General features: G+C 75.1%; 20 protein-coding genes and 1 riboswitch. Of the genes, 14 read left to right on the top strand and 6 right to left on the bottom strand.

What is annotated here, in order from left to right; translation table 11 throughout:
• Window positions 1-358 precede the first annotated feature (358 nt).
• Both ACIBQZ_RS03830 and ACIBQZ_RS03825 read left to right on the top strand, forming a co-directional pair.
• Entirely contained in the window at window positions 359-1483 is a 1125-nt protein-coding gene (locus tag ACIBQZ_RS03830) for an alpha/beta fold hydrolase (RefSeq protein WP_396086917.1), read from the top strand.
• A 97-nt stretch (window positions 1484-1580) separates the two neighbouring features.
• Window positions 1581-3059, top strand: a complete 1479-nt coding sequence (locus ACIBQZ_RS03825) for a serine/threonine-protein kinase (RefSeq protein WP_396086916.1) — start codon at window positions 1581-1583, stop codon at window positions 3057-3059.
• Between the two features lie 8 nt (window positions 3060-3067).
• Here the strand turns inward: ACIBQZ_RS03825 and cydC are convergent, their stop codons facing one another.
• From cydC to ACIBQZ_RS03810, 3 genes are read right to left on the bottom strand one after another with little or no spacing between them, the layout of a single operon-like run.
• Complete coding sequence (cydC, locus tag ACIBQZ_RS03820) at window positions 3068-6298, bottom strand: thiol reductant ABC exporter subunit CydC (protein WP_396086915.1); 3231 nt, start codon at window positions 6296-6298, stop codon at window positions 3068-3070.
• Between the two features lie 26 nt (window positions 6299-6324).
• A complete protein-coding gene (gene cydB, locus ACIBQZ_RS03815; protein ID WP_396086914.1) occupies window positions 6325-7320 on the bottom strand; it encodes a cytochrome d ubiquinol oxidase subunit II in 996 nt (331 codons plus the stop codon).
• A gap of 9 nt (window positions 7321-7329) precedes the next feature.
• The gene (locus ACIBQZ_RS03810; RefSeq protein ID WP_396086913.1) at window positions 7330-8709 is read right to left on the bottom strand and encodes a cytochrome ubiquinol oxidase subunit I; all 1380 of its coding nucleotides are present in this window, start codon (window positions 8707-8709) and stop codon (window positions 7330-7332) included.
• A gap of 75 nt (window positions 8710-8784) precedes the next feature.
• Between ACIBQZ_RS03810 and ACIBQZ_RS03805 the strand changes: the two genes are divergently transcribed.
• The 5 genes from ACIBQZ_RS03805 to ACIBQZ_RS03785 all read left to right on the top strand — a co-directional run bounded on the left by ACIBQZ_RS03805 (window position 8785) and on the right by ACIBQZ_RS03785 (window position 13397).
• Complete coding sequence (locus tag ACIBQZ_RS03805) at window positions 8785-9150, top strand: BlaI/MecI/CopY family transcriptional regulator (RefSeq protein ID WP_396086912.1); 366 nt, start codon at window positions 8785-8787, stop codon at window positions 9148-9150.
• Window positions 9147-10070: a M56 family metallopeptidase gene (locus tag ACIBQZ_RS03800; protein WP_396086911.1), complete on the top strand. Its 924-nt coding sequence runs from the start codon at window positions 9147-9149 to the stop codon at window positions 10068-10070. The genes ACIBQZ_RS03805 and ACIBQZ_RS03800 overlap by 4 nt, the downstream gene beginning before the upstream one ends.
• A gap of 135 nt (window positions 10071-10205) precedes the next feature.
• Window positions 10206-10339: riboswitch (cyclic di-AMP (ydaO/yuaA leader) on the top strand.
• A gap of 14 nt (window positions 10340-10353) precedes the next feature.
• Window positions 10354-11343 carry an NlpC/P60 family protein gene (locus ACIBQZ_RS03795; RefSeq protein ID WP_396086910.1) on the top strand — a complete coding sequence of 330 codons (990 nt, stop codon included), beginning with the start codon at window positions 10354-10356 and terminating at the stop codon, window positions 11341-11343.
• Between the two features lie 75 nt (window positions 11344-11418).
• Window positions 11419-12495, top strand: a complete 1077-nt coding sequence (locus tag ACIBQZ_RS03790) for a DNA glycosylase AlkZ-like family protein (protein WP_396086909.1) — start codon at window positions 11419-11421, stop codon at window positions 12493-12495.
• Entirely contained in the window at window positions 12495-13397 is a 903-nt protein-coding gene (locus tag ACIBQZ_RS03785; protein WP_396086908.1) for an aminoglycoside phosphotransferase family protein, read from the top strand. Before ACIBQZ_RS03790 ends, ACIBQZ_RS03785 begins: the two co-directional genes overlap by 1 nt.
• Here ACIBQZ_RS03785 and ACIBQZ_RS03780 read toward each other — a convergent pair.
• Entirely contained in the window at window positions 13372-13788 is a 417-nt protein-coding gene (locus ACIBQZ_RS03780) for a MarR family winged helix-turn-helix transcriptional regulator (RefSeq protein WP_396086907.1), read from the bottom strand. The genes ACIBQZ_RS03785 and ACIBQZ_RS03780 overlap by 26 nt on opposite strands.
• Before the next feature lie 53 nt (window positions 13789-13841).
• Between ACIBQZ_RS03780 and ACIBQZ_RS03775 the strand changes: the two genes are divergently transcribed.
• Window positions 13842-14951: an epoxide hydrolase family protein gene (locus tag ACIBQZ_RS03775; protein WP_396086906.1), complete on the top strand. Its 1110-nt coding sequence runs from the start codon at window positions 13842-13844 to the stop codon at window positions 14949-14951.
• Here ACIBQZ_RS03775 and ACIBQZ_RS03770 read toward each other — a convergent pair.
• A complete protein-coding gene (locus ACIBQZ_RS03770; protein WP_396086905.1) occupies window positions 14915-16048 on the bottom strand; it encodes a diguanylate cyclase domain-containing protein in 1134 nt (377 codons plus the stop codon). The genes ACIBQZ_RS03775 and ACIBQZ_RS03770 overlap by 37 nt on opposite strands.
• 152 nt (window positions 16049-16200) lie before the next feature.
• Here ACIBQZ_RS03770 and ACIBQZ_RS03765 point away from each other — a divergent pair, with 152 nt between their 5' ends.
• From ACIBQZ_RS03765 to ACIBQZ_RS03755, 3 genes are read left to right on the top strand one after another with little or no spacing between them, the layout of a single operon-like run.
• Window positions 16201-16341 (top strand): hypothetical protein, encoded by a 141-nt coding sequence (locus tag ACIBQZ_RS03765; protein WP_396086904.1) that lies wholly within the window; start codon window positions 16201-16203, stop codon window positions 16339-16341.
• Window positions 16314-17519: a hypothetical protein gene (locus tag ACIBQZ_RS03760; RefSeq protein WP_396086903.1), complete on the top strand. Its 1206-nt coding sequence runs from the start codon at window positions 16314-16316 to the stop codon at window positions 17517-17519. The genes ACIBQZ_RS03765 and ACIBQZ_RS03760 overlap by 28 nt, the downstream gene beginning before the upstream one ends.
• Complete coding sequence (locus ACIBQZ_RS03755; protein WP_396086902.1) at window positions 17516-18706, top strand: YibE/F family protein; 1191 nt, start codon at window positions 17516-17518, stop codon at window positions 18704-18706. The genes ACIBQZ_RS03760 and ACIBQZ_RS03755 overlap by 4 nt, the downstream gene beginning before the upstream one ends.
• A 35-nt stretch (window positions 18707-18741) precedes the next feature.
• Here the strand turns inward: ACIBQZ_RS03755 and ACIBQZ_RS03750 are convergent, their stop codons facing one another.
• A complete protein-coding gene (locus ACIBQZ_RS03750; protein ID WP_396086901.1) occupies window positions 18742-19134 on the bottom strand; it encodes an SCO5389 family protein in 393 nt (130 codons plus the stop codon).
• A 297-nt stretch (window positions 19135-19431) separates the two neighbouring features.
• Here ACIBQZ_RS03750 and ACIBQZ_RS03745 point away from each other — a divergent pair, with 297 nt between their 5' ends.
• From ACIBQZ_RS03745 to ACIBQZ_RS03735, 3 genes are all read left to right on the top strand, one after another.
• Window positions 19432-20655 (top strand): tyrosine-protein phosphatase, encoded by a 1224-nt coding sequence (locus ACIBQZ_RS03745; RefSeq protein WP_396086900.1) that lies wholly within the window; start codon window positions 19432-19434, stop codon window positions 20653-20655.
• A gap of 15 nt (window positions 20656-20670) precedes the next feature.
• Window positions 20671-21219, top strand: coding sequence for a DUF4240 domain-containing protein (locus ACIBQZ_RS03740; protein ID WP_396086899.1), 549 nt, complete (start codon window positions 20671-20673; stop codon window positions 21217-21219).
• 199 nt (window positions 21220-21418) lie between these two features.
• Window positions 21419-21916, top strand: a complete 498-nt coding sequence (locus tag ACIBQZ_RS03735; protein WP_396086898.1) for a hypothetical protein — start codon at window positions 21419-21421, stop codon at window positions 21914-21916.
• Window positions 21917-21941: the final 25 nt, after the last annotated feature.

The following is a 21941-nucleotide window of genomic DNA, read 5'->3' as shown; positions in this document are numbered from 1 at the left end:
CCTTCAGGCACACGAACGGGCCCCGGACACCGGTGCTGAACCGTTCGGCCGCGGCCAGGGCGGTCCGCACCCGGCGGGCGCGGTCCCATCCCGGTGCCGGCGGAGTCCGCGCCCGACCGGGCCAGGCCCACGATGGCCGTCATCCGTCACCCCACCTCGATCGTCCGGTCTCCACCGTCGCACGGCCACGCCCTCCGGTCGATCGGGCCGGGGCCGCCGAACCGAAGGTGCCGTCCTGGGTGGAGTCGCACGGGGTGTGCGAGATCGACCTGGTCACCGGGCTTGCATGGGACGGGTCAGGGAGATCAACTACGCGACTTTTCCTCGCGTTGAGCGCACCCGAGAAGGGGTGGAACGCATGAGCGCAGTACTACGGCACCAGGCGAGAAGAGCGGCCGTTGTCGGCTCCGTCCTCACCATCGTCTGCGGCGGCCTGATCGGCGCCGCACCGGCCCACGCCGCCGACCCGCCGGGCACGGTGCTGACCCAGGGGACGGCCACGGTGCCGGGCTCCCTCGCGGTGCTGGCCGACGCCAAACGCATCTCGTACACCAGCACCAACGTCACCGGAGGCGCCATCACCGTCACCGGGCTGGTGCTCACGCCGAAGACCAACAAGATCAGCCGGACGGTGGTGTGGGGCCACGGCACCACCGGCCTGGCCGACCAGTGCGCGCCCTCGAACAACCTGGGCGTCTTCTGGCCCGAGGCCGAGGCCGCCATCGGCGAGCTGCTCAGCCGCGGCTGGACCGTGACGGCACCGGACTACCAGGGCCTGGGCACGCCGGAGGCGCACCCGTACCTGGTCGGCGGCAGCGAGGCCCGGGCGATGATCGACAGCGTCAAGGCGGCCCGTCAGCTGGACAGCAGCCTGAGCAACCAGTACGTGCTGGACGGCCACTCCCAGGGCGGTCAGGCGGCCCTGTTCGCCGGCGAGCTGGCACCGTTCTACGACGGCCCGCTGACCCTGCGCGGCGTGGCGGCCATCGCCCCGGCGTCGAATGTGGACCTGCTGGCCCCGCTCATCCCGGGCACGCCGGGCCAGGGCTACCTGGTGATGGCCCTGTACGGCCTCGCCGCGGTGCAACCCTCGTTCGACCCGATGACGGTGCTGGCCACCCAGGCCCAGCAGCGGGTGCCGGTGCTCCAGTCCGGCTGCCTGCTGGAGATCCTGGCGCAGTACCAGTCGCTGCAACCCCGGCAGCTGCTGACCAACGGCGCGCTGCCGTCCTCGGTCGTGGACCAGCTGGCCCACTACGCCAACCCGGCCCAGGCGCCGTCCACCGCCCCGATCCTGCTGGTGCAGGGCACGGCCGACGAGGCGGTGCCGTACGACATCACCGCCGGCGTGCTGTTCCCGCAGCTCGACGCGTACGACCAGCCGGTCACCCTGGTCACGCTGGAGGGCGAGAACCACGACGGCGCGGTCGTCGCCTCGGTGGAAACGGTCGCGAACTGGATCGCGACCCGCTTCACCGGCTGACCGCACGGCCGCCGCCGCGAGGGCGGCCGTCCGGCCGTGGCAGGATGCGCGGCGGGTGGCCGCCCGGGGTGCGGCCGACGGACGGACGGTGAGGGCGATGCTGCAGGCCGGTCTCAGGCTCGGTGACCGCTACCGGCTCGACGCGCGGATCGGCGCCGGCGGCATGGGTGAGGTGTGGCGGGCCGTCGACGAGGTGCTCGGCCGGGTCGTCGCCGTCAAGGCCATGCTGCCCGGGGTGGCCGACCAGCCGGACTTCGCCAAGCGGTTCCTCGTCGAGGCCACCTCGATGGCCAGCGTCAACCATCCCGCGGTCGCCTCGATCCACGACTACGGCCGGAGCGCCGGGATCACCTTCCTGGTGATGGAGTTCGTCGACGGCGAGTCGCTGTCGCAGCTGCTGGCCCGGCACGGCCGGCTCGACCCGGCGACGACGATGCGGCTGGTCGCGCAGGCCGCGGACGGGCTGCAGGCGGTCCACGAGCGGGGCATCGTGCACCGCGACATCAAGCCGGCCAACCTGCTGGTCCGCCGCGACGGCTCGCTGCTGGTCACCGACTTCGGCATCTCGCGGACCGAGGACGGCACCCAGCTGACCGCGTCCGGGGCGATCCTGGGCACGCCCACGTACCTGTCACCGGAACAGGTGCTCGGCCGGCCCGCGACCGGGCTCAGCGACGTGTACTCGCTCGGGCTGGCCGCCTACGAGTGCCTCGCCGGGCGGCGGCCGTTCGAGGGCGACAACCCGTACGCGGTTGCCCTGCAACGGGTGCAGGCCGCCCCGGCCGCGCTCGGCGGGGACATCCCCGGGCCGGTGCTGGCCGTGGTGGAACGGGCGCTCGCCACCGACCCGGCCGATCGCTGGCCCTCGGCGGCGGCGATGGCGCACGCCGCCCGTGCCGCATCCGGTGCCGGCCGGCCGATGGCACACGCCGCCGGCGCCGCATCCGGCACCGGCCGGGCGGTGGCCGAACCCTCGGTGGGGCCACGGTCGGCGCCCGAACCGTCGACCGTACTGCGGCCCGTACCGAAGCCGGCCGCGCCACGGTCGGCCCGGCGCCGATGGGCGCTTGTCGCCGCGGCCCTGGTGGTCGTCGTGACAGGCGGCGCGATGACCTGGCGCGCTCTCGGCCCGAGTGGTGGCGGGGGCGGCCCGGCGGGCGGCGCGGACCCCACGAACTCCGCCGCGGCGGCCGCTGTCCCGGCCGGTTTTGTCGCCTGTGACGCGATGCTCTGCCCGGTCGAACCACTCTGCTGGGGCGGACTGAACGCGACCAGCGGCCGGGCCACGCCACCCCCGCGCGACCTGGACTGCGCGCAGACGCACACCTGGGAGACCTTCGCGGCGACCGTGCTGCCGCCCGACGTCCGCGGCAGCGGCGAGGACGCGCTGCTGCAGCGGAAGGACATCGCCGCGGCCTGTTCCCAGGCGCTGCTGACGGCCCGGACCCGGGAACCGGGTGGCACCAAGGGCTGGGACCTCGAGGCGTGGCCCATCGAGATGCCCGGCAGCCGCCTCGTGCACTGCCTGGCCACCCCCGGGCTGGACAAGGCGATCGGCTCCGCGTTCTCGGCCTGAGTGGGCCCCTACAACGACGGCAACGGCAACGGCAGCCGTCCCTGCCGGAGCTCGTAGGTGGCGTTCACCCGGTCCAGACCCTCGGTGCGGTGGGTCAGCAGCAGCACCGTGCGCCCGTCGCCGGCGGTGAGCAGGTCGGTCATCAGCGCGTCCGCGCCCGCCTCGTCGAGACCCTCGGTCGGTTCGTCGAGGATGAGCAGATCCGCCTCGGCGAGCAGCGCCCGGGCGGTCGCCAGCCGGCGCCGCTGACCGCCGGAGATCGTCCCGCCGCCGGTGCCCAGCCAGGTGTCCAGGCCGCGCGGCAGCCCGGCCAGCCACCCGTCGAGCCGGACCCGGGCCAGGACCGCGTGCAGCTCCGCGTCGTCCGCGCCGGGCCGGGCGAGGCGCAAGTTCTCCCGGACGGTGGACGCGAAGACGTGGTCGGTCTCGTCGCCGACCAGCGCGCTGCGCCCCACCCCGGTGACCGTGCCGGCACGCGGGTCGAGCAGGCCGGCCAGCACGGCCGCGAGGGTGGACTTGCCACCGCCGGACGGCCCGAGCACAGCGACCCGGGAACCGGCCGGCAGGTCCAGGTCGACGCCGGCGAGGGCGGGCGGGCGCGCCGGGTCCCACCCGGCGACCAGGCCGCGGACGGTGATGTCGCCGCCCGGGCCGTGCGGGCGCGGGCCCGTCGGCGGTGGTGCCGAGGCGATCTCGGCGAGCCGGGCCCGCGCGCCGGCCGCCCGGCGTCGCGCCACGGCGGCGTCGGGCAGCGCGGCCACGGGCTCGCCGAGGGCGACGACCCCCAGCAGCAGCACGGCGGCACCCTCGGCCGACAACCCGGAGGTTGCGGCCACCAGCGCCGTCCCGGTCACCGCGATGCCCCAGCCCAGCAGGCCGAGCGCGGCGGCGGCACCGGCCGAGCGCGCCGCCCGCGCTTCGAGCAGCGCCAGCACCCGGCTGCGCCGATCCGGTACGGCCAGAGCCCCGTCCCGCGTGGCGAGCTCCTCGACGCCGTCCACGGTCTCCACCACGGCGTCGCGCAGCTCGGCCCGGGCCCGGCCGGTGGCGGCGTCGACCCGGCTCGCCTGCCGGGCGGCCAGCGCCGGGGCGGCCACCCCGCTGATCAGCAGCCCCGCCGCCAGCGGAAGGGCCACGGCGGGCAGCAGGAGGACGGCGGCGACCGTCACGACCGCCACCGTCAGGGCCGCCGCGAGGGCGGGCAGCCGGCCGCGCAGCAGCCCGTCGACGCGGGTGTCCACCTCGTCGCCGACCCGGGTGAGCAGGTCACCGCGGCGCCGCAGCCGGGGCCCGGGCACCCGGGGCACGAGGTCGGCGAACACCCGCGCCCGCCACTCGCCGAGCCGGGCGAAGGCCACGTCGTGGGCGACCAGCCGTTCGACGTACCGCAGCAGCGGCCGGGCGACCGCACTGCCCCGCACCAGCACGACCGCGGTCGACAGGGTGAGCACCGGCGGCCGGGCCGAGGCCCGCACCAACAGCCAGGCGGCGGCCCCGGTCAGCACGATCCCGGCCAGCCAGGAGGCCGCCCCGAACCCGACCGCGGTCGCCGGCCGGCGCCCGAGCCGGGCCGGCATCGCACCCCGTCCGGACCGTGTCCTCGCGGGGCTCTGGTGGGGCGGAGGCGGCGCGGCGACAACGTCGGGTTCGACGCCCGGGGGAAGGGCTGGTTGCGGGGGAGTGACGGTGATGACCCGGTCCGCCGCGGCCAGCAGGCCGGGCCGGTGGGCGACCACCAGCACCGCGCATCCCCGGTCCGCGGCCGCCCGCAGCCGTGCGATCACCAGCTTCTCGGCCGCCGCGTCGAGGTGCGCGGTCGGCTCGTCGAGCAGCAGCACCGCCGGCGCCCGCGCGGCCGTCCGCAGCAGCGCCGCCAGCGCGAGCCGTTGCCGCTGGCCGGCGGAGACCCCGGCGCCGTGCTCGCCCAGCGCCGTCGCCGGGTCGACCTCCTCGTCCAGTCCCACCGTGCGCAGCGCCTCCCGCACCGCGTCCGGCGCCAGCCCCGGGAACACGTCCGCGACCGTGCGGACGTGCGGCAGGGCCGGCCGCTGCGGCAGGTACAGCAGGCCGGGACCGGACAGCTCGACCCGGCCGGTGACCGCCGGCTGGAGCCCGGCCAGCACCCGCAGCGCCGTCGTCTTCCCGGCGCCGGACGGCCCGCGCAGCGCGACCAGTTCCCCCTCGCGGACGGCCAGGGCGTCGAGCGCGAGCGCGTCCACTGTGGAGCCCGGGTGCCGGACCCGCAGCCGGGTGGCGAGGACCGCGGGCCGTTCGCCGCCCGCGCCGAAGCGGCCGTCCCGATCGGCGGTCAGCACCGCCGCGGTCGGCACCAGCACCGGCGCCTCCGGGGCCAGGATCTCGTCGACGTCCGCGATGACGGCCGACGCGTCCGCGCTCGCGTGGTAACGGGCCGCCATCTCGCGCAGCGGCCGGTACACCTCGGGGGCGAGCAGGATGACCAGCAGCGCCGGCCCCAGCGCCAGGTTGCCGGCGGCCACCCGCAGCCCGGCCTCGACCGCGATCAGGCCCACCGACAGCGTCGCGACCAGGTCCAGCGCGGTCGAGGACAGGAACGCCACCCGCAGCACCCGCAGGGTCGCCCTCCGGTGCCGGTCGGTCATCTCCCGGACCACGGTGGTCTGCCGCTCGGCACGGCCGAAGACCCGCAGGGTCGCCAGCCCCCGCACCACGTCCAGGAAGTGGCCCGCCAGCCGGGCGTCCGCCTGCCAGGCCCGCTCGGCGCGTTCCCGGGTGGCCCAGCCGATCAGCGCGCCCAGCGCCGGGATCAGCGGCAGCGTCACCAGCGCGATCAGCGCCGACGCCGGGTCGGTGCCGGCCATCGCGACGATGACCAGCGGCGGCAGCGCCACGCCCAGCACCAGCGCGGGCAGGTAGCCGGAGAACCACGGCCGCAACGCGTCCAGCCCGCCGCCCAGCACCGCGGTGAGCCGGTTCCCGCCGAAGCCGGCCACCCACGCGGGCCCGTGCCGCAGGGCCGCGGCCAGCGCGGAGCGGCGCAGCTTGTCGGTGACCGCGGCGGCCGTGCGCTGGGCCACCACCTGCTCCGCCCAGGTCAGCGCGGCCCGCAGCACAAAGGTCCCGGCCAGCAGCGCGAGCGCGTCCCGGCCGGTGACGATCCGGGCCAGGGCGACGGCGAGGGCAACCGTCGCGAGCGCCTGGCCGGCGCCGAGCAGCGCCAGCACCCCGATTCCGGTACGCGCGACCCGCGCATGCCGCACCAACCGAGGATCGACCGGCCCCCGCCTCACCCCGCCACCCCCTCGCTGGGCACCCGTTCGCTCGCCACCCGGCGGCGGAACACCCAGTACGAGAAGGCCTGGTAGACCACGACCCCCGGCAGCACCACCACCCCGACCACGCTGATCAGCCGCAGCGCCGAGTCGGTAGCCGCCGCCCCCGTCATCGTCAGCGACCACGCCGGGTCCACAGTGCTCCGCAGCACCACCTCGCCGTGCGCCGTGAAGACCGCCACGACCGCGCCCGCGATGCTCAAAGCCGTACCGCCGAAGGCCAGTCCCTCCTGCCCGCTGCGGATCAGCATCGCGATGCCGAAGCTGAGCACCGCCGCCGCCAGCACCAGCCGGGAGTCCGCGCCGACCCCCGCGGCCACCAGCACCGCCGCGCCCCCGGTGGCCAGCGTGCCGCCCAGCCGGCGGGCCCGCAGGTGCACCGGCCCGGTCGTGCGCAGCGTCAGGAACGTCGCGCCGATCAGCAGCGCGGCGAACAGCGCCGCGCCCGCCCCCGCCAGAGCCGGCCAGCTGAGCAGCGGCGCGGTGCTGCGCCCCACCCCGGTGCCGGTCACCTGGCCGTCGGCGCCGAGCGCCAGGCCGTGGGTGAGCACGCCGAGCACCGCGCCCCAGAGCAGCACGATGCCGGCCGAGCTGGCGGCCAGGGCCGTGTCGCAGCGGCGGCGCCAGCGGGGGCCGTCGCCCTTGCCGCGGAACTCCAGGGCCACGCCGCGGGCGGCGAGCAGCAGCAACAGCGCCGCCATCGGCAGGTAGAGGCCGGACAGCAGGGCCGCGTACCAGTCGGGGAAGGCCGCGAAGGTCACGCCGATCGCCGCGACCAGCCAGACCTCGTTGCCGTCCCAGAACGGGCCGACGGTGCGGACCACCGCACCCCGCTCGTGGTCGTCGCGGCCGAGGACCGGGGCGAGCAGGCCGACGCCGAAGTCGAACCCCTCGAGGACGAAGAACAGCACCCAGCAGAGCACAACGAGGGTGAACCAAGCGGTGACCACGGTCGCTCCTCAGTAGACGGGGACGGGTTCGGTGGCCGGCTCGGCGCCGGTCTCCGCGGGGGCGAGCGGTTGCCGGGACAGGTGGCGGACCAGGCGCAGCCAGACGACGGCGAGGACGCCGTAGACGACCGTGAAGCCGAACAGGGAGAGGAGCACCTCGCCGCGGGTCAGGCCGGGGGAGACGCCGTCGGCCACCCGGGAGATGCCGAACGCGAGCCACGGCTGACGGGCCGTCTCGGTGAAGATCCAGCCGAAGGTGTTGGCCGCGGCGGGCAGGACCGGGATCAGCGGGAGCAGGCGCAGCAGCAGCGGGTGCGCCTGGCGGCCGCGGCGGGTGCGCATGAGGTAGTACCCCGCCACGGCCGCCGCGAGCAGGCCGATGCCGATCATCAGGCGGAACGTCCAGAACGCCACCGGGATCATCGGGATGTAGCTGCCCGGGCCGTACTGGGCGGCGTACTGGGCCTGGAGGTCGTCGATGCCCTGCACGGTCGCGTTCGGGTCGCCCTTGGCCAGCACCGAGAGCAGCCACGGGATCTCCAGGCTGAAGAACGGTTCGCCGCCGTCCGGCCCGCCGAGGGCGAAGACCGAGAAGGGCGCGCCGGTGGTGGTCGCGTACAGGGCCTCGGCGGCGGCCATCTTCATCGGCTGCACCTCGGTGATGACCTTGCCGAGGTGGTCGCCGGTCAGCGCGGTCAGGGCGCCGCCGGTCAGCGTCAGCCAGGCGCCGAGCCGGGCCAGCGTCCGGAACGCGGCCTCGCCGCCGGCCCGCAGCCGCCACACCCCGACCGCCAGCAGCAGCGACCCGCCGGCCATGACCGCGCCGGCCAGGGTGTGCGGGAACGCGGCCAGGTTGACCTTGTTGAGCAGCAGCGCGCCGAAGTCGTCGAGGTGCGCCCGCCCGGTCACCGGGTCCAGCGAGTACGCGACCGGGTTCTGCATGAACGAGTTCGCGGCCAGGATGATGAACGCGGACAGCACGGTGCCGATGGCGACGATCACGATCGTGGCGGCGTGCAGCTTGCGCGGCAGCCGGTCCCAGCCGAAGTACCAGAGCGCCAGGAACGTGGCCTCCAGGAAGAACGCCAGCATGCCCTCGATCGCCAGCGTGGGCCCGAACACGTCGCCGTAGAACCGGGCGAAGTTGCTCCAGCCCATGCCGAACTGGAACTCCTGCACCAGCCCGGTCACCACGCCGACCGCGAAGGTGACGATCAGCAGCTTGCCGACCAGCTTGGTGAGCCGCAGGTAGCTCTCCTCGCCGGTGCGCAACCAGGCGAGCTGCAACCCGGCGGCGGTGCCGGCCAGGCTGATCGACAGCGGCACGAAGAAGTAGTGGTAGATCGTCACGACCGCGAACTGCAGCCGGGTCAGGTCGAGCACGTCCACGGATGGCCCCCTCTACGACGTCTCGTAGTAGAGACTACGTCCCGTAGTACGACGCTGTGCAGTAGAGTGGGTCACATGGCACTGGGGGACCTTGAACGCGAGGTCATGACGCAGTTGTGGAACGCCGGTGAGCCGCTGACCGTGCGTCAGGTGCACGAAGGGCTGAGCCGTGACCGGGAGCTGGCCTACACGACGGTGATGACGGTGCTGGACCGGCTGGCCAAGAAGGGTGTCGTGACCCAGCAGCGGGCCGACCGGGCCTACCGCTACGCCCCCGCGCAGACCCGCGAGGAGATGACGGCCGCGCTGATGCTCGACGCCCTCAGCGCCGCCCCCGACGGCGTCCGGGACGCGGCCCTGGCGCATTTCGTCGGCCGCCTCGACCCGTCGGCCCTGTCCGCCGCCATCGAGGCGGCACGGAAGGGCTCGAGCGAGCCGTGACCGCGCTGCTGCTGGGCGCGCTCGGGCTGACCCTGTCGCTGGTCGTGCCGGGCATCCTGGCCACCGCCCGCTGGCCCGGCCGGGCCCCCGCCGCCGCCGTCGCCCTCTGGCAGAGCGTCACCCTCACCGGGGTGCTCTGCGCGCTGGGCGTGGTGCTGGCCGCGCCCCAGGAGCTGGTCAGCGAGCTGGGCTCGGACCGGCCGGTGGGCGCGGCCGCGCTGCTCCTCGCGCTGGCCGTGGCCGCGGTGATCATCGTCCGGCTGCTGGTCTCGCTGGCCCGGGTCACCCTCCGCTCGCGGGCGCGCCGGGCCCGGCACCGGTTGCTGGTCGACCTGCTGGACAGCGTCGAGCAGCACGGTGAGCTGCCCGCCGAGGTGCCGGCCGGGCTGCGGGTGCTCGACGGGCCGCTGCCGTTCGCGTACTGCCTGCCGGGGCGTTCGCCGCGGGTGGTGCTCAGCGACGGCGCGCTGCGGGTGCTCGACACCGCGCAGGTGGCGGCGGTCATCGCGCACGAGCAGGCGCACCTGCGGCACCGGCACGACCTGGTGATGGAGTCGTTCACCGCCTTCTACCGGGCGGTGCCCTGGCCGCTGCGCAGCCGGGCGCCGCTGGACGCCGTCCACCTGCTGCTCGAGATGGTCGCCGACGACGCGGCCCGGCGGCGCTGCGGCGCGGCCCCGCTGCGGACGGCGCTCGCGCTGCTCGGCGACGCGGTCAGCCCGGACTCGCCGGCCGAGTTCGGCGGCGCGGCGGCCGAGCGCCGCCACCGGCTCGACCGGCTGGCGGCCGCCGAGCCGCGCGCGGTCACCCGCACGGTGAGCCTGCTCGCGATCGGCGGGGCCGTGGGCCTGCTGGTGTTACCCACCGTGATCCTGGTGGTGCCGTGGCTCGACCGGGCCCTGTCGGCGTGGCCGCTTTAAATCCCGCTTAATCACCGACCGTCACCTGTCGTTGCGCGCAATGTGTCCGGATACCGCCGGGTTCAAATCGCCGTTGATCGGGAGTACGGTGATGCCCGGTCCGGCAGTCCCCCCTCGTCCCGATCCGGGCGAACTGACGGACCACCGCCTCATCGTGCGAACGAACCGGGGACCCAGGTATCCGGGGTCAAGCCACAGCTCCATCGTGGCCGGGCGCGCTTCCCGTCCGCACCCGTCAGCTGACCCGGTCGGCGGCCGAGGGAAGAAAGGACACTGCACCTACGTGAAACGGATCGAGGCGCGACGAGCTGCGCTGCTGCGCGCCATCGCCTGCGCCGTCGCCGCGGTCGGGATTCTTCTCGCGCCCGGGGCGGCCCACGCGACACCGTCGCCGTCGAACATCGAAAAGCAGATCGACGAGCAGTGGAACAAGCTGGAACCGGTCATCGAGCAGTACAACAACGTGCACAACCAGCTGCTCAAGAACCAGGCCCAGCTCAAGAAGATCGACAAACGGCTCGCACCGCTGGAGCTGGAGGTCGACCTCGCCATGTCGCAAGTGGGCAACATGGCGGGACAGGCCTACATGCAGGGTTCGCCCAGCGCCATGAAGGCCATGGTCGTCAGCGGCTCGCCGACCGGGCTGACCGAGAAGCTCACGTTCCTCGATCAGATCAGCCGGCACCAGCGGGAGTCGGTCTCCGGCGCCGCCAAGCTGCGCGACCAGCTCGCCGGCGACAAACGTGATCTGGCCACCCTGACCGATGCCATCGCGACCCGGGACAAGGCGCTCGCAAAGCAGAAGAAGGACATCCAGAAGAAGGTCGACGAGCTGCAGAAGCTGCGGGTCCGGGCGTACGGGGCCGGCGGCGTCGCCGACGGCGCGTTCAAGACGGGCCCGTGCCCGGTCGACTACACCGACGACAAGGGCGGCCGGGCGGCGCAGAAGGCGTGCGACCTGATCGGCAAGCCCTACGTCTTCGGCGCCGAGGGGCCGGGCGGCTACGACTGCTCCGGACTGACCAAGGTGGCGTGGGCGGCGGTCGGTGTGCACCTGGAGCACTACACCGGCGACCAGATCAACACCGGCCGGTCGGTCAGCCGCAGCCAGCTGAAACCGGGTGACCTGGTGTTCTACGGAAGTCCGGTGCACCACGTGGGCCTCTATGTCGGTGGCAACACCATGGTGCACGCGCCGCACACGGGTGACCACGTACGCATGGCGTCGATCGACCGCAGCGGGGCCATCACCGGCATCCGCCGCCCGGGCTGACCGGACGCCGGCACGACGGGAGAGCCGCCACGACCGTGGCGGCTTTTCCGTTCCCGGTTCGCTAGCCTCGCCCGCATGGTCCACCGACTCGATCGTGCCGAGGCGCGCCGCATCGCCGTCCGCGCGCAGCTGCTGGACCTCCCGCGCCCGGCCGACCTGGCGACGGTCGTCGACCGGCTCACCTTCCTGCAGATCGACCCGACGGCCGCGGTGGCGCCCACCGCCGATCTGGTCGCCTGGAGCCGGCTCGGCCCGGCGTACCGCCCGGCCGACCTGACCCGGGCCCTGGAGCAGGACCGGACGCTGGTCGAGATCGACGCCATGATCCGGCCGGTCGCCGACCTCGGTCTGCACGTGGCGTCGGCGCAGCCCCGCCCGGTCCCCGAGCGGACCCGGGAGTGGCTGCGGGTCAACGAGCCGTTCCGCAAGGACGTGCTGGCCCGGCTGGCCGCCGCCGGGCCGCTGCTGTCGCGCGAGATCGCGGACACCAGCGTGGTCGCCTGGCCGTCGACCGGCTGGACCGACAACCGCAACGTCACCAAGATGCTGGAGCACCTGGTGCGGGCCGGCGAGGCGGCGATCGCCGGGCGGCGCGGCCGGCAGCGGCTCTGGGACCTGGCCGAGCGGGTCTACCCGGCCGCCGTCCCGGTGGTCCCGCCGGCGGAGGCGGACCGCCGGCGGCGCGAGCGGACGTTGCGGTCGCTGGGCATCGTGCGCGAGAACCTGGCCGGCCCGGTGGGGGAGCCGGCGGTCGTCGACGGCGTGCCGGGCACCTGGCGGGTCGACCCGGCCGCGATCGGCCGGCCGTTCACCGGCCGGACCGCGTTGCTGTCGCCGTTCGACCGGCTGGTGCACGACCGGGTACGGCTGCTGGACCTGTTCGCCTTCGAGTACGTCCTGGAGATGTACAAGCCGAAGGCCGCCCGCCGCTGGGGCTACTTCGCGCTGCCGATCCTGCACGGCGACCGGCTGATCGGGAAGCTGGACGCCACGGTGGACCGCCGGGCCGGCACCCTGGTCGTGCACGCCCTGCACGAGGACACCCCGGGCACCCCGGCGATGACCGAGGCGGTCCGCCACGAGATCAACGACCTGGCCCACTGGCTCGGCGTGGCGGTAGTGACCGGTGCCGGCGCTGCGAGACTGGGCTGATGTTCCCCGCCGACTTCACCCGTACGGTCACCGGCAACTGGGGCGCCGACGGGCAGCGCTGGCTGGCGCGCCTGCCGGGCCTGATCAACGCCGTCGCCCGGGACTGGGGGCTGACCGTCGGCGCGCCGTACCCGTTGAGCTTCAACTATGTCGCGCCCGCCCGGCGGGCCGGCGGCTCGCCGGCCGTGCTCAAGCTCGGCCTGCCCACCGCCGGTCACCTCGCGCGGGAGGCCGACACGCTCGGGTTCTTCGCGGGCCGGGGCGCGGTCGAGGTGCTGGACCGCGACGACGAGCGCGGGGCCCTGCTGCTGGAGCGGGCCGAGCCCGGCGGGACCCTGCGGACGCTGGTCGGGGAGCGGGACGAGCAGGCCACCGCCGTCCTGGTCGCGCTGATGCGCCGCCTGCACCGCCCGGCGCCGGACGGGCTCGTGCTGGAGGAGCTCACCGACCGGATCGGGGACCTCGACGCGCACCTGGCCCGTTTCCCCGGCGACCGGCCGTTCCCGCGGCGCCTGGTCGAGCGGGCCCGCGAGCTGGGGGCCGAGCTGTGCGCCTCGGCCGGCCGGCGGGTCGTGCTGCACGGCGACCTGCACCACGAGAACGTGCTGGCGGCGGGCCGGGAGCCGTGGCTGGCGATCGACCCGCACGGCGTGCTCGGCGACCCCGGCTACGAGGTGGGCGCGGTGCTCTACAACCCGTTCGGCGGCGACGAGCCGGTGCTCGAACTGCTGCCGGCCCGGGTCGAGCAGTTCGCCGACGGTCTCGGCATGCCCGTCGACCGGGTGGTGGCCTGGGGGTTTGTGCAGGCCGTGCTCTCCGAGGTGTGGGACGCCGAGGGTGGTGGCAGCCCGCCCGGCCAGGCGCTGGAGGTGGCGCTCACTCTGCTGCCGCGCCTGCCCTGAGCAGCGTCAGCAGCCGGACCAGCTCGGCGCGCTCGGCCGGGGTCAGCGGCGCCAGCAGCTCCTGCTGGACGGCCGCGGCCGTGGCGGCCAGCTCGGTGGCCCGGCGCCGGCCGGCCGCGGTGATCGTCACGACGTTGCGGCGCTTGTCGGCGGGGTCCGGCCGGCGTTCCAGGTAGCCGCCCTCGGCCAGCTCGTTCAGGGCCGCGACCACGTCGCCGAAGTGGATCCCGGTGCGCCGGCCCAGGTCGGCCTGGCTGGCCGGCCCGGCGAGCAGCTGCTCCAGCAGCCGGTAGTGGTAGCCGCGCGCGCCGATCTCGGCGAAGCGCTCGGTGACCAGCCGGCCGGCGTGCGCGGCGGTCTGGGTCAGCAGCCAGCTGGGCAGGTGCTCCATCCGCTGAGAATACCATTTGCCGACCTAACGTTAGTCGCACTAACGTTAGTGCGATGAACGATATCTCCCCGTACCGGATCGACGTCCCGCAGGCCGACCTCGACGACCTGGCCGATCGCCTCGGCCGCACCCGCTGGCCCGACGAGCTGCCCGGCGCCGGCTGGGACTACGGCATCCCGCTGGCCCGGGTCCGCGCGCTGGCCGAGCGCTGGCGCGACGGCTACGACTGGCGGGCGCAGGAGGCCGCGCTCAACGCGTACCCTCAGTTCCAGACCGTGATCGACGGCCAGCGGGTGCACTTCCTGCACCTGCGCTCGGGCCGGCCGGGCGCGCTGGCGCTGCTGCTCCTGCACGGCTGGCCCGGCTCGGTGCTGGAGTTCCGCAGCCTGCTCGGCCTGCTCGCCGCCGACTTCGACCTGGTGGTCCCGTCGCTGCCCGGCTTCGGCTTCTCCGGGCCGACCCGCGAGCGCGGCTGGGACCAGGACCGGATCGCCCGGGCCCTGGCCGACCTGATGACCCGGCTGGGCTACCCGCGCTTCGGCGCGCACGGCGGCGACTGGGGGTCCGGCATCGCCCGCAGCCTCGGCGCGGTCGCTCCGGACCGGGTGGTCGGCGTGCACGTCACCTACCTGCCCACACCGGGCCCGGCGGCCGGGCTGACCGGCGAGGACCTGCGGCGGGCCGAGCGGACCGCGGCGTTCGCCGCCAACCGGCCCGGCTATCAGGTGCTCCAGGCGACCCGGCCGCAGACCCTCGCGTACGCGCTGACCGACTCGCCCGTGGGTCAGCTGGCCTGGATCGCCGAGAAGTTCACCGAGTGGACCGACCCGGCCTCGGCGATCAGCGACGACGTGCTGCTCACCGACGTGTCGATCTACTGGTTCACCCGGACGGCGGGCTCCTCGGCGCGGCTGGCCAAAGAGAGCAGCTACGGCGCGACCTGCCCGGTGCCGCTGGGGGTCGCCGTGCTGCCGCACGACATCGTGCTGTCGGTCCGCCCGCTGGCGGAGCGCCGCTTCGACATCCGGCAGTGGAGCGAGCTGCCCCGCGGCGGGCACTTCGCGGCCCTGGAGGCGCCGGCCGAGCTCGCCGCCGACATCCGGGCGTTCTTCCGGCTCCCGCTCGGTCAGGACCAGGGGGCGGTGACCTCTTCCTCGACGTAGATCTGGGCGATGTTGCGGCCCCGCCGCTTCGCCCGGTCCAGCGCCGCGTCGGCGTGGCGCATCAGCGTGTCCGCGTCCGAGCCGCCGGGCGGGGCCAGCGCCACGCCGACGCGGCAGCCGACGTCCAGGCTCATGCCCGCCACCGTGGCGTTGGCGGTGACCCCGTCGATGATCCGCCGGGCCACGCTCAGCGCCTCGTCGACGGTGTTGACCCGGGTCAGCACCACGCCGAACTCGTCACCGCCGAGGCGGCCGGCGGTGTCGGTGTCGCGGGTGACCCGCCTGAGCACGCCGCCGACGATCTGCAGCAGGCGGTCGCCGACGTCCCGGCCGTACGTGTCGATCACCGCCCGGAAGCCGTCCAGGTCGCAGATGAGCATCACCACCGGGTGCTGGTACCGGGTGCCCGCCGTCAGGGCGCGTGCCAGGTCGCGGGCCAGCGTCGGGCCGTTGGCCAGCCCGGTCAGCGCGTCGTGCGAGGCCGAGTACGCGATCCGGTGCTCCGCCGCCCGCCGCTCGGTGATGTCGCGCCGGTGGCTGACCACGGCCCGCACCGCCGGATCGGCCAGCAGGTTACGGGCGACGACCTCGTGCCAGTGCCAGGTCCCGTCGGCGTGGCGCACCCGCAGCTCGGCGGAGTGCGGCACCGTCGCGGTCGCGGCGGCCACCCGGCTGATCAGGTCCGTCGCCGCCTGCCGGTCGTCGGGGTGGACCAGCCCGCCCAGCGCCGGGCCGTGCAGTTCCGCCGGCCGGTAGCCCATGACCGGCAGGGCGGACGGGCTGACCCAGGTCACGTCGCCGGTGGCGGCGGCCGTCGTGATGACCTCGGCGCCGTCGCGGAGCAGCACCTCCAGGCGCTCCCCGGCCAGCGCGGCCGCGGCCTCGGCCCGGTCACCCCGGGCGGCGAGATCACCGAGCCGGCGGGCCGTGGTGACGCTCCGATGGAGCACGCCGAGGCACAGCACGACGGCGAACGTCCAGAACGGCACGTCCGCCACGGCGTCGGCCCGGCGCAGCACGGCGATGGCCGCCAGCACCAGGACGGCTTCCGTCCCGATCCGGGCGAACCGCACGCCGCCGGCGAGCATCGGATGCATGTGGGGTCCCCGCTCATGTCCGGCACACCGGGGTCGGCGGCCTTCGGACGGAGAATCGGCCACCCCGCGCCGCATCCAAGCTTCCTGCGGGGAAAAGCAGCGGCGCCATCCTGCCCGGGTGGCCATAGCGGGGCGGTGCATAATCGCGTCTCATGAGCGACCCGCTGATCGAGAGCCGGACAGCGGCCGTCGCCGCCCGGCCCGGCGACGTGGCCCAGCGCCAGCACCTGGCCGAGCTGCTGCCGCGGGCCCACGAGCCGGCCGCGTGCCTGACGAAGCGCCGGCTGCTGTGACCGGCGACGACGCGTACCGGTCGGCCGGGCACCTGGCCGAGATCGGCCGGCCCGCGGAGGCCGAGGCGCGGCTGCGCTCGGCGCTGGCCGCCGCGCCGGACGACGCCGACCTGCTCACCCTGCTCGGCTTCGTGCTGCGCCAGCAGCGGGACTACCCGGCCGCGCTGGCCGCCTGCGAGGCCGCGCGGGCCGCCGACCCGAGCCTCGCCGACGCGCACGCCGAGCGGGCCGAGTCGCTGATCGCGCTGATCCGCGCCGCGGAGGCGGTGGCCGCGGCCGGCGAGGCGGTCCGGCTGGCCCCGCAGCGGCCCGGCGGGCACCTGGTGCTGGCCCGGGCGCTGACCACCGGCCGGCGCTTCGCCGAGGCCCGCGCCGCCGCCCGGCACGGCCTGGCGCTCGACCCGCACTCCGCCGAGGGCCTGCTCACGCTGGCCGAGGTGGAACGCGCCGCGGGTGACCGGGAGGCCGCCGAGCAGGCGGCCCGGGCCGCGCTGGCGCTCGAGCCGGGCAACGCCTACGGCCGCTGGTTGCTCGCGATGCTCGACGCCGAGCGGCTGCGCGTCGGCCGGTCGCTGCGGGCGCTGCGCGACGTGGCCCGGGAGAACCCGGCCCGGCCGGACGTCATCTCGCTGACCTGGCCGATCCGCAGCCTGCTCAGCGCGCTGCGCCGCTGGTTCGCGGCGGCGATCGTGCTGGTCGCCGCCGGCACCCTGGCGGCGGTGTGGTGGCCGCCGGCCGGGCCCGTCAGCCGGATCCTCGCCGGGCTCTTCGCGGCGGTGGTGGCCGGCTTCGCGGCGCGGGTGCTGATCCCGGCGGGCCGGTTGCCCTGGCGCTGCCTGCGGCTGGCGCCCGCGCTGCTGCGCCGCGCGACGCGCGCCGGGATGGTCACGGTGGCCGGCCAGGTCGCGCTGCTGATCGGGTACGCGGTGACGGGCCGGTGGTGGCTGCCGGTGCTCGCCCTCGCGGCGGTGCCGGTGCTCTACGGCCTGGGCCTGGCCGAGCTGCTCGGCGACCGGCTGGACGACCCCGGTTTCCGGCACGCGCTGCGGGCCTCCGCCCGCGAGTTCCGGGACTGGGGCGGCGAGCTGGGCCGGTGGTGGCAGGAGACCCGACGCGAGCTCCGGGAGACCTGGAACGACGACAATCCGGTGCCGCCCCGCCCCGGGCGGCCACGATGAGCCACGACCACGGGCCGCCGCCGGCCGCGTCCCGGCACACCCGGCGCATCGTCACCGCGGTGCTGGTGCCGGCCGCACTGGCCACCCTGGCCGCGCTGATCCTGCTCTGGCCCGGCGACGTGCGCGCGGCGCCGGACCCCGGCGGCGGCCAGCGGGCGCTCGGCACGGTCACCGCGGTCGCCGAGCAGGCCTGCCCGGCGGGCGCCCGGCAACAGCGCTGCGGTTCCGCCACGGTCCGGGTGAGCCAGGGCCCGGGCGCCGGCACCGAGCAGCCGGTCGACCTGCCGCAGGGACCGGGCACCAGCGCCCTGCACGTCGGCGACGGCGTGGTGCTGCTGTACCTGACGGACGCGGTGCCGGGCGGCCGGGCGTACGCGGTGGTGGACCGGCAGCGGTCGACCCCGATGATCTGGCTGATCGTGCTGGCGGTCGGGGTGATCCTGGCGTTCGGCCGCTGGCGCGGGGTGACCTCGCTGGCCGGGCTCGCGGTGAGTTTCGCGTTGCTGCTGCTCTTCGTGGTGCCGGCCATCCTGGAGGGCTCACCGCCGCTGCTGATCGCGGTGGTCGGCGCCTCGGCCATCATGTTCGCGGCCCTGTACCTGACCCACGGCGTCACCGTGCACACCTCGGTGGCGGTGGCCGGCACGCTGGCCAGCCTGGTGCTGACCGGGCTGCTGGGCGCGCTGTTCACCTCGCTGATGCAGCTCTCCGGCCTGGGCAGCGACGACAGCTCGGCGCTGGCGGTGACCAACTCCACGCTGGACCTGCGCGGCCTGCTGCTGGCCGGCATCGTGATCGGCGCGCTGGGCGTGCTGGACGACGTGACGGTCACCCAGGCGGTGACGGTGGCGGAGCTGACGCCGGGTGCGACCAGCCGCTGGGAGCTGTACCGCGGGGCGATCCGGGTGGGCCGGGCGCACGTGGCCTCGGCGGTCAACACGATCGTGCTGGCGTACGCCGGCGCGTCGCTGCCGCTGCTGCTGCTGATCGCGGCCTCCCGCGCGCCCGTCTCGGAGCTGCTGACCAGCGAGTACCTGGCCCAGGAGATCCTGCGCAGCGCGGTGGGCACGATCGGCCTGGTGGCCTCGGTCCCGATCACCACGGCGCTGGCGGCGCTGGTCGCGGAGTTGCGCCCGGCCACCGCGGCGCCGGAGCCCCGGCCCGGCCGGCATGCCCGGCGCGCCTAGGACGGCGGGCGGGCGCCCGCCGTCCTGGCCCGCGGTCAGCAGTTCCGCAGCTCCGGGGACTGGTTGAGCAGCTGCCCGCGCGGGGAGACGAAGGCCCGGTAGCGGTCGCTGTCCACCGCGCCGAACCGGAACGCGGCCACCCGGTGGCAGTTCTGGAAGGCGAGCTTGGCGCCGAAGTGCCGCTCCAGGCCGCCGCGGATCGCGTCGCTGGCCAGCGCGCGCAGCAGCTCGCCGCGCTCCCGCTCGGACGGCGGCGGGATCTCGTGGTCGGCGAACTCGCCGCCGGTGCCGTCCAGATCGGACATCACCTTGCTGACCACCTGCCAGGCGTACGGCAGGGAGGTGCGGACGCAGTCGACGAACTCGGCGTCCGAGACCTCGCCGCGCTCGGCGACCGACAGCAGGTCCGGGGAGACATTGAGGGACATGGGATTTTCCTTCCGGCAAGCGGGGAACGCCACCGGGCGGGGCGCCCGGCGACAGCACCCATCTTGTTGGGAACGGTTTTCATTGTAAAGAGCGCCGCGCCGGTATCACCTGAATGATGGGCAGGGTGCCCGGCGGAGTCCGGCGACCCGGTCGCCGATCTGCGCGCCGGCTGGGACGAGCGGGATCCGGGCCAACTCCCCGACCGCCTCGCGCGGGGTTGACCGGGGGCGAGGGGGGCGGTTGGGTGGGGACTTCGACGACGACGGCCATCGCCACTGCTGAGATGGGACCGACCGGTGATCCTCGACTGGCCCGCCTGCCGCAACGCCCGGGACCTGGGTGGACTGCCCACTCAGGACGGTGGCTGGATCCGTCGCGGCGCGCTGCTGCGGTCCGGGCATCACGCGGACCTGACACCGGCCTCCGTGGCGGCGGTCCGGGCGGCCGGCGTCTCGCGGATCATCGACCTGCGGTGGCACCGCGAGGTGGCGGCCCGGCCCAGCCCGTTCGCCGCCGACCCGGTCTACACGCACCTCCCGCTGCTCATGGACGAGATCACCTACGCGTACCCGGACGACTCGTACGGGCCCCTGCTGGACCACAACACCGAGCGCGTCGCGGCGGCGTTCCGGGCGATCGCCGAGGCGCCGCCGGGCGGGGTGCTGGTGCACTGCCACGGCGGTCGCGACCGCACCGGCGTCCTGGTCGCCCTCGCGCTCACCGTCGCCGGGGTGGGCCCCGAGGTGGTCGCCGACGACTACGCCCGCAGCGGGAACTCGCCGGCGGCGACCATGCGCAACACCCTGGCGCACGCCGAGCGCGGCTACGGCGGCGTCGAACCGTACCTGCGAAGCATCGGCATCGAGCAGCACCACCTGGACGCGGTCCGCGACCGCCTGCGCGAAGCGGTCTTCCTCACCGAGACCCGCAACGGCTGGGACGCGTTCGCCGAGGAGTACGCGGACCTGTTCCGCGGCGAGCGGGCCGCCAAGATCTGGGACCGCGCGCTGCTGAGCGGCTTCGCGGAACTGGTCCGCGCGGCGCCGGGCCCGGTCGTCGAGGTCGGCTCGGGCCCCGGCGTGGTCACCGCCCACCTGCACGGGCTGGGCCTCGACATCACCGGCATCGACCTGTCCCCGGCGATGGTGGCCGTCGCCGGCCGGGACCACCCGCAGGTCCGCTACCAGGTCGGCTCGATGACGGACCTGCACCTGCCCGACGCGTCCCTGGCCGGCCTGGTGGCCTGGTACTCGGTGATCAACGTCCCGGACGAGGCGCTGCCGGCCGTCCTCGCGGAATTCTTCCGCGTGCTGGCACCGGGAGCCCCGGCGATCCTGGCGTTCCAGGTCGGCGACGAGACCCGGGTACGCAAGAACATCAGCTTCCGCCGCCGCCGTCCGGAGGCCGTCGCCGAGTCCCTCACGGCGGCCGGGCTGGAGGTGGTGCTGCAGACGGTGCGCGAGCCGGGGCCGGGGGAGCGGTCACCGCAGGCGTACGTGCTGGCCCGCCGGCCGGCGTGACGCACGATGATCGCGATGGACACGTCGGCGTTCTGGGACCTGATGGAACGCAGCGCGCGGGAGACCGGCGGGCCGGACGAGCGAGCGGACTGGCTCACCGGGCGGCTCGCCACGCTGCCGCACACGTCGATCGAAGACTTCCAGGTCCTCCTGGACAGCCTGCGCAACCGGGTGGACACCTGGCGCATGTGGGGCGCCGCCACCTTGATCTTCCAGGGCTGGTGCTCCGACGACTCGTTCTGGTACTTCCAGCTGTGGCTGATCGGGCAGGGCCGGGAGATGTTCGAGCGGGCCGCCGCCGACCCGGACGCCCTGGCTGACGCGCCGGCCGTGCGGGCGCTCGCCGGGCGCAGCAGACGCGAGTGGAATGACGGCGAATGGCCCGGTTGGGAGAAGCTCGACTACGTCGCCGGCAAGGCGTACGGCAATGCCGACGACCTGCACAGCGCACTGCGGGCGCGGGCCCACCTGTTCCGCTCGTCGCCGGCGCCGGAGGACGACCGCACCGAGACGGACCGCCGCTACCCGAGGCTCACCGCGCTGCTCGCCGGGCCCGGCACCTGACGTCTCCGGTCGTGCCCCGATGCCGTCCGACCAGCGGACAGCCGATCACCTCAGGGGCACCGGATCGGCTGACCCGCCGCGTGCGGGCCCAACGGCCGGACATCTCGTGGACCCATGACTCTGCCTGGTGCCGGCGCCGGCCGGGCACGCTGACGGTGGGAGACGTGGCGGCCCTGTTGGACACGCGGAGGAGGATCCCATGACCATGCCGGCAGTGACGGAAGCCCTGCACCGATATGAGCTGGCCGCTGCCCACTGCCGCAGCGAAGCCGGCAAGTTCCACTCCCGAGCGGAACGGTGGGGCGCGTTGGACCTCGCCTCGGTCTACGTGGCGTCGGCGCTCGCCGGGCTTGCCGCGATCACCGCCCTGATCACCGCGCCGACCTGGATCACCGCCGGTTCGGCCGCGGCGTCGGCTGTCATCGGTGGCCTGGTCCGCAGTCTGACGCCGGCCGACCGCAAGGCGCTGCGCCTCAAGCTGTCCGCGCAGTGGGAGCGCCTCGCGTCGTCCTACGAGGACGCCGGGCTCCGCTCGGAGCAGGCGGGACGCGACATCTTCGAGGCACCCGGCGCGCAGGCGGCACAGCAGGCGCTGCAGGCCATCAAGGAGACCCTGTCCGAGGAGATCCCGGTCGCCGGTGAGGAGGAGTGGAGCAAGACGCGCCTGCCCGCTGAGTCTCCGGCCCCCGCACGGTGATCGGCTCGGCGGTGGCCGTGACCGG

Origin of the sequence: Actinoplanes sp. NPDC049599, assembly GCF_044465625.1 — a bacterium.
Taxonomy (GTDB): domain Bacteria; phylum Actinomycetota; class Actinomycetes; order Mycobacteriales; family Micromonosporaceae; genus Actinoplanes.
Note: the sequence above shows the minus strand (reverse complement) of the source record. Positions and strands in the feature narration are given on the sequence as shown.

Coding starts and splice junctions, on each gene's coding strand:
- ACIBQZ_RS03770 (WP_396086905.1), bottom strand. CDS start 16,048: ATGCATCCGATGCTCGCCGGCGGCGTGCGGTTCGCCCGGATCGGGACG.
- ACIBQZ_RS03735 (WP_396086898.1), top strand. CDS start 21,419: ATGACCATGCCGGCAGTGACGGAAGCCCTGCACCGATATGAGCTGGCC.
- ACIBQZ_RS03750 (WP_396086901.1), bottom strand. CDS start 19,134: ATGTCCCTCAATGTCTCCCCGGACCTGCTGTCGGTCGCCGAGCGCGGC.
- ACIBQZ_RS03790 (WP_396086909.1), top strand. CDS start 11,419: ATGGTCCACCGACTCGATCGTGCCGAGGCGCGCCGCATCGCCGTCCGC.
- ACIBQZ_RS03780 (WP_396086907.1), bottom strand. CDS start 13,788: ATGGAGCACCTGCCCAGCTGGCTGCTGACCCAGACCGCCGCGCACGCC.
- ACIBQZ_RS03755 (WP_396086902.1), top strand. CDS start 17,516: ATGAGCCACGACCACGGGCCGCCGCCGGCCGCGTCCCGGCACACCCGG.
- ACIBQZ_RS03765 (WP_396086904.1), top strand. CDS start 16,201: ATGAGCGACCCGCTGATCGAGAGCCGGACAGCGGCCGTCGCCGCCCGG.
- ACIBQZ_RS03830 (WP_396086917.1), top strand. CDS start 359: ATGAGCGCAGTACTACGGCACCAGGCGAGAAGAGCGGCCGTTGTCGGC.
- ACIBQZ_RS03740 (WP_396086899.1), top strand. CDS start 20,671: ATGGACACGTCGGCGTTCTGGGACCTGATGGAACGCAGCGCGCGGGAG.
- ACIBQZ_RS03805 (WP_396086912.1), top strand. CDS start 8,785: ATGGCACTGGGGGACCTTGAACGCGAGGTCATGACGCAGTTGTGGAAC.
- ACIBQZ_RS03825 (WP_396086916.1), top strand. CDS start 1,581: ATGCTGCAGGCCGGTCTCAGGCTCGGTGACCGCTACCGGCTCGACGCG.
- ACIBQZ_RS03785 (WP_396086908.1), top strand. CDS start 12,495: ATGTTCCCCGCCGACTTCACCCGTACGGTCACCGGCAACTGGGGCGCC.
- ACIBQZ_RS03775 (WP_396086906.1), top strand. CDS start 13,842: ATGAACGATATCTCCCCGTACCGGATCGACGTCCCGCAGGCCGACCTC.